Genomic DNA, 3382 nt, shown 5'->3' on the forward strand with positions numbered 1-3382 from the left:
GTCTGGGCTCCTGCGCCGCGCGACCGCGAGGGGCGCACCGCCTATGGCCTGTATCTGGCGGGTCGCTATCTGGCCGGCCGGTCGGCCGAGGATCAGGCGGGGGCCAACGTCCAGGGCGCGGCCTATCTGTCCGAGGTCCTGGCCCTGACGCCGGAACAGCCCCTGATCCGCGAACAGGCCTTCACCGCCGCCCTGTTGTCGGGCGATCTCGACGACGCGGCCGTCGCGGCCCCCAGCGGGCCCGGCGTCCCGGCGGTGCTGGGCGAGGCCGGGCGGCTGGTCGCGGCGGTGCAGGGCTTCGTCCACGGCAATGCGCGCGCCGCCATCGCCAGCATCAAGGCCTCGCCGATCCGCCCTCCCCATGCGGTCGCGGCCCTGCTGGTCCAGCCCTGGATCGCCGCCTCGGCCGGGGACTGGGACCTCGCCCTGCTGTCCCCGTCGCCGGGTGCCACCGATTCCCTCAGCCAGCTGATGCTGTTCCAGCGCGCCCAGTTGCTGGAGCGCCGCCGCCGCAACGACGAGGCCGACGTGGCCTACAAGGCCGTCGCCGGCGCTCCGGGCGCCCAGCCGGCTATCGTCCTGGGCTATGGCGAGTTCCTGGAACGCCGCCGCCGTCGCGACGAGGCGGTCGCCGTCTATGATGCCGCCCTGGCCATGCAGCCGACCAATCCGACCCTGATCGCCGCCCGCGCCCGCGCCGGGAGCGGCGGCCGCGCCCCCCGTCTGCCCACCGATCGCCAGGGCGTGGTGCGCGGCCTGCTGCTGGCCTCGGCCTATGCGTCCCAGGGCGGGGCCAATGAGTTCGCCGCCGTCTACACCCGGCTGGCCCTGAATGTGGAGCCCGACGACGGTGTCCGCCTTCAGCTCGCCCGTTACCTGACGCAGGCCGGTCTGGACGCCGCAGCGCGCAATGTGCTGGCCGAGGTCGCCCCTTCCAGCCGCGCCGAATACGCCGTTGCGCGCGTCCTGATGGGCCAGAGCTTCGGCAAGGACGAACGGCCTGAGGACGCGCTGGTGGAGTTCCAGAGGGCCTTCGCCGCCGCCCCCGAAAGCCCCGAGGTCGCCTTCGCCCTGGCCGCCCAGCTGGTCGAGCTCAAGCGCAACGACGAGGCCCTGGCCCTGTTGACCGGCCCCGTCCTGGGCGCCGCCGATCCGGCCGGTGAGGTGCGGTTCCTGCGCGGCGCGGCCCTCGAGGGTGCCGGTCGCGTCGCCGAGGCCGAGGCCGAGCTTCAGGCCGCCCTGGCCGATCAGCCGGACCAGCCGGCGTTCCTCAACTACCTCGGCTATCTCTGGGTCGACAACGGCACCAGGGTGGAGGAGGGGGCCGCCCTGATCGCCCGCGCCCACGCCGCCGATCCCGAGGACGGCAATATCCAGGACTCGCTCGGCTGGGCCCAGTTCCGTCAGGGCCAGTTCGAGACCGCCGTCCAGACGCTCGAAGAAGCCGTGTCGAAAGAACCCGCCAACGCCGAGATCAACGACCACCTCGGCGACGCCTACTGGCGCGTGGGCCGCCGTCGCGAGGCGGGCTGGCAGTGGAACCGCGTGCTGACGCTGGATCCCGACGCCGAGCGCCGTGCCGAGGTCGAGACCAAGATCGCCGACGGCCTGCCGGCAGCGGCGTCCGGGCCGGCCACCGGGGGCGGCGACCTCTGACGTCGGCCGTGCTCACCGCGCTCGCCCCCGCCAAGGTCAACCTGTGCCTGCATGTCGGGCCGGTCCGGGCCGACGGCTATCATCCCCTGGCCAGCCTGGTCGCCTTCGCCGATGTGGGCGACCGGGTGACGGTCGAGCGCGCTGACCGGCTGTCGCTGGCCGTCACCGGCCCGTTCGGCGCCGGGCTGGACGGGGAGGGGGACAATCTGATCCTGCGCGCGCTGCGGGCGCTGGGCGAGGCGACGGGGACGGGTGAGCCGCCCCTGAAGGTCACGCTGGACAAGCGGTTGCCCATCGCGGCCGGTCTGGGCGGAGGCTCCTCGGACGCCGGCGCGGCGCTGCGTCTGGCGCGGACGGCGCTCGATCTCGACATCGACGATGCGGCCCTCGAAACCGTCGCCGCCGTCATCGGTGCGGACGGGCCCATGTGTCTGCGGGCGCATACCGCCTGGGCCGAGGGCATCGGCGACCGGCTCAGCGATGCCGCATGGATGCCGCCCCTGCATGCCGTCCTGGTCAATCCGGGCGTCGCCTGTTCGACCGGTGCGGTCTATCGCGCCTATGACATCTCACCCATCGGCGCGGCCGATCGTCCGGCCGATCCCGCCGACACGACGCCCATCGGTGTGATCCGCTGGCTCGCGGCACAGCGCAACGATCTGGAAGCCCCGGCCCTCGGCGTCGCCCCCGCCATTACCGACGCTCTTGCTGACCTCGCGGTCTGCTCTGGCGTCGGACTGGTGCGGATGTCGGGTTCGGGGGCCACGGTCTTCGCCCTGTTTGAGGCAGCTCAGGACGCGGACGTGGCCACGCGCGCAATGCAATCCCGACACGCGGGCTGGTGGGTCACCCGCACCGTCCTGGGCGATTAACGGCTGTAAAGCCGCCGTTTGGGGCCCTTTCCGGGCAACCCTGTGACCCTCGCCACAGTATAGCTTCTGAATAGCCCCGCTAACGGTAGAGCTTGTTCAGAATATCGCTGTGTCATGGAACTGCCGTCGCGCTTCCGGGTTCTGTCCTCCGAGTAACGTCGAGTAACCGTCCGTGAGCTTCACGCTCACGGCCCCCCACGATTACAAGAAGGATACCCATCATGCTTCGCACTCGCCTCCTGACGGCTACTGCCGCCATCGCCCTGTTCGCCGCCCCGGCCGCCTTTGCCCAGAGCACGACGACGACCGCACCGGAAACCCCGGCTGAGATGCCCGCGACGTCGGAATCGACCGTCCCGGCCGCCGCGGAAACGCCGGCTCCTGCCGCGACCCAGACTGACTCTGCCGAGACGCCCGCCACCGCCGGCAACATCATCGACACCCTGAAGGCCAAGGGCGAGTTCTCGACCCTGCTGGCCGCGCTGGACAACGCCCAGCTGACCGAGACCCTGCGGACCCAGCCCGCCATCTCGATCTTCGCACCGACGGACGCAGCGTTCGCCCAACTGCCCGAGGCCGACCGTACGCGCCTGATGGACCCGGCCAACGCCCAGGAACTGCGCCAGTTGCTGCTTTATCACGTGGTCGTCGCCGACGTGACTTCCAGCCAGATCGAGGGCACCAAGGGCGGCGTCGAAACCGCTGCCCGTACCCAGGTCCAGCTGGACGGCACCGGCGATGCGATCAAGGTTGATGACGCCACGGTCACCACGGCCGACATCGACGCCTCCAACGGCTCGATCTTCGCCATCGACAAGGTGCTGAGCCCCGGTGCCTCCCAGGTCGCCTCGGGC

General features: G+C 71.4%; 3 protein-coding genes. All 3 read left to right on the top strand.

Features of this window, described 5'->3' with window-relative positions:
- Positions 1-1656 (top strand): tetratricopeptide repeat protein (locus JHC99_RS18100; protein WP_292156072.1); only part of this gene is annotated, 1656 nt, incomplete at its 5' end.
- A gap of 8 nt (positions 1657-1664) precedes the next feature.
- Entirely contained in the window at positions 1665-2528 is an 864-nt protein-coding gene (locus JHC99_RS18105; protein ID WP_292156073.1) for a 4-(cytidine 5'-diphospho)-2-C-methyl-D-erythritol kinase, read from the top strand.
- Positions 2529-2749: 221 nt separating this feature from the next.
- Positions 2750-3382, top strand: a 633-nt coding sequence (locus JHC99_RS18110; RefSeq protein WP_292156075.1) for a fasciclin domain-containing protein, incomplete at its 3' end; no start/stop codon positions are given.

Origin of the sequence: Brevundimonas sp. (genome assembly GCF_016463485.1) — a bacterium.
Taxonomy (GTDB): Bacteria; Pseudomonadota; Alphaproteobacteria; order Caulobacterales; family Caulobacteraceae; genus Brevundimonas.